Here is a 2,984-nt window from a genome sequence, read left to right as displayed (position 1 = left end):
GTGATCTCGGAATTAAATCTTTAGCTACTTTATCGACAGGTGAGACGTTTGAAGGCTCTAAAAGTTATCGTAAATACGAAAAACAATTAGCCAGACTTCAATACTTGAACCGACCTAAGGTAAAAGGGTCAAATAATTGGAACAAAGCCCAACGGCAAATAGCTAAACTTCATTTTAAAATAGCTAATATCCGTAAAGATACGTTACATAAACTCACCACTTATTTAGCCAAGAACCACGGCCAGATAGTAATTGAGGATTTAAATGTGTCTGGGATGATGGCTAATCACAAATTAGCTAAAGCCGTTCAGGATATGGGTTTTTACGAGTTCCGAAGACAACTTGATTATAAAACTCAGTTGTATGGTTCGGAATTAATCATAGCCGATAGGTGGTTTCCTAGTAGTAAAACCTGTTCCAATTGTGGGTACAAGAAAGAGTCTCTATCTTTAACTGAAAGAGTTTTTGAGTGTGAACAATGCCATGTAGTTTGCGGTCGAGACTTGAACGCTAGTCTAAATCTAGCTTCTTTGGCGGTGAGTTCCACCGTGTCAGCTTGTAGAGTAGATAGTGCCGACACTACTACAGTGAAGCAGGAAGTTAACGTCAAATTTGCTCATGAGTAGATTTGAGTAGGTTTAATAGAACGGAAAAATAAGCAATCGGCAATCAGCTATCAGTTGTCCATTTTTAGTTGTCTTTTATTGCATTAGTTAGCCATATAACTTTTATCTGACTAATAACTGATAACTGATGACTGATGACTGATAACTGATAACTGATAACTGATAACTGATTAAAGACAGTTTTGCTGCCAGAGTAGTTCTTTTTCGATTCCCTGTTTTTCTCCGGGAGGGACAGTCCTTTCCCGCATAATATAAAGTTGCAGGGATTTAATCTGTTGATCACTACCGTGCTGCTGATTCCAGTTTTGACAGAGATACTGACCAAACTCTCCATAAACTGACCGACCAATAGCTCGATTAAGATTAATAAAATATTGTCGCCACTGCATGGTTTTATACAAACGATTGCGATCGCTTTCAGTGGGTTTATGCCAAATTACCGGCTGTCCTTCTCTAAATAAATCTACCGTGGAACCATCGGCTAATTGACTGACTGCCACAAACCAAGCATCATCTCGGGGCGGACTAGGGGAGAAAATAGTCCAATACTGGTCTAAACGAGTTATTCTTGCCAGAATATCAATTGTATTAAAAGTACGACGGGTGAGCAAGCGATCGAGGGATTGAATTAAAGGTGTATTTAAATCGCCTCTAATGGCCGATTGCCGGACAAAACTGCGTAAATTCCAGATACTGGTCAACAAGAAGAAGAAAATTACCAACATATTTAAAGGTAAAGAGGATTTAATCGTCAGGGGACGAAACTTGAGAGGTTTGGTGAAATTGCCCATAAAACGACGATGGGAGGCAATCCACTCATAAATTCTCGTTCCCAGGGACATAAGGGGCGGTAAACGCAAAATTGGGGCTAAAAACCAGAAAATCGGCGAAAGACTGACAATATAAACCAATGCTGACCATTTAAACCGACGTTTTCCCTGCCAATCTTCCACCACCCAAGAATTTTGGGCCACCATATCCTCGTATATTGAGGGGTTATCCTGAGCGACTAACAGGGGAGTGCCGGGTAAAATGAGAAAAGTGCGGAGAAGATGAACAACTTTCTTGCAAAATCCACAATCTCGATCATAATTAATCCTTAAACCTTCTCTTTCTGGGTTTATTATCCGTTTTTGTCCCCAATCCCAGACTAAGCTAGGGATGATCGGCAACCAATAGGTAACACTCAAGAAAGGGAAAACCCCTAAATGTAGAATCAGTGCAAAAACCGTATGCAAGAAAATAAAGGAAACTACGGCGATTATTTTAAATAAACTATTGCGAAAGGGAACAAACATCAATAGCGGACCGAACCATTCAAAGCCTAGGGCTGAAATTGTCAGGAATTTGAGGAATTGCTGCGGTAAAGTCAGTAAAAAACTCCCCAAAGCGGTAGCGTATTGATCGTAACTAAGAGAGTAATAAACGGCTGTACCGTCGGGCCACCAAGTCTCACTTTTGAGTTTAAAGACCACTGACCACATATAGATGTAACACACCTGTATCATAAAAGCCACCGTGGCAGCCGAAACCACACGCTTGGGTAGGGGGTTGGGATTGGTGTTTAAGGCACTTTCCACGGAATAACAGGCACCGAGGGGTAAAAACATCGCCCAGAATAATACTGCCCGGATTACGTCATCGGCGGCAAATAGTAACAGGGGGTTGCGATGATGTAAAGAGACGATTAGCGCCCAAGTGGCGATCGTGGCTAAACGGGTATGATAGCCAATTAAAAGCAATAATGCGATCGCTATAGCGACAATAAACAGGATACTCTGCACCAGTACCGAGTCACTGAGAGCAAAAATCGACCAGTAAAAAGGACTAGCAGAAACTTTCGATAAGCTTCCTAGGGGTAAAACCCCTAATTCACTGTAATGGGCAGTTACTTGGCTAAAACGAACCGATAAATCCACTAAAACCACTAACGCCAAGGCAATGCGAAATAAAGCCAGCGATCGCAGGTCAAACCCGAAAATCTCTGCCAGTCTTTGTCTAAATGATTTTGTCATCGAAAATTTTGGGTCTGAAACCCCGTCGTTCTACGACGGCTTTACTGTTAAATATTAGCACATTTACGAAATATATGCTAAAATGTGAGACATGGAAAAGCTATCGCTACCGATTTTTACCCCACACCCGAACAAGAGTCGCTATTGCGGCGCACTTTGGGCTGTGTAAGATTGGTTTACAATAAAGCTCTCCATCTCAGAACACAAGCTTGGTACGAAAGACAAGAAAGAGTAGGATATACTGAAACTTCTTCAATGCTAACCGATTGGAAAAAACAAGAAGAATTAGAGTTTTTAAACGAAGTTAGCTGTGTACCTTTACAACAAGGGTTAAGACATTTAC

The 2,984-nt window shown here is 41.2% G+C and carries 3 protein-coding genes; 2 read left to right on the top strand and 1 reads right to left on the bottom strand.

Features of this window, described 5'->3' with window-relative positions; translation table 11 throughout:
- Positions 1-626 (top strand): RNA-guided endonuclease TnpB family protein (locus IQ242_RS21205; protein ID WP_193961310.1); only part of this gene is annotated, 626 nt, incomplete at its 5' end.
- Between the two features lie 170 nt (positions 627-796).
- Here IQ242_RS21205 and IQ242_RS21200 read toward each other — a convergent pair.
- The gene (locus tag IQ242_RS21200; protein WP_193961309.1) at positions 797-2,641 is read right to left on the bottom strand and encodes a hypothetical protein; all 1,845 of its coding nucleotides are present in this window, start codon (positions 2,639-2,641) and stop codon (positions 797-799) included.
- 84 nt (positions 2,642-2,725) lie between these two features.
- On the opposite strand from IQ242_RS21200, the gene IQ242_RS21195 reads away from it, so the two are divergent.
- The coding region (locus IQ242_RS21195) for a helix-turn-helix domain-containing protein (protein WP_370583037.1) at positions 2,726-2,984 on the top strand (259 nt) is incomplete at its 3' end.

Origin of the sequence: Microcystis sp. LEGE 08355 (assembly GCF_015207185.1) — a bacterium.
GTDB lineage: Bacteria > Cyanobacteriota > Cyanobacteriia > Cyanobacteriales > Microcystaceae > Microcystis > Microcystis panniformis.
Note: the sequence above shows the minus strand (reverse complement) of the source record. Positions and strands in the feature narration are given on the sequence as shown.

What these genes read in the sequence shown, in the direction of transcription:
- IQ242_RS21200 (WP_193961309.1), bottom strand. Translation starts at nt 2,641, where the DNA reads ATGACAAAATCATTTAGACAAAGACTGGCAGAGATTTTCGGGTTTGAC.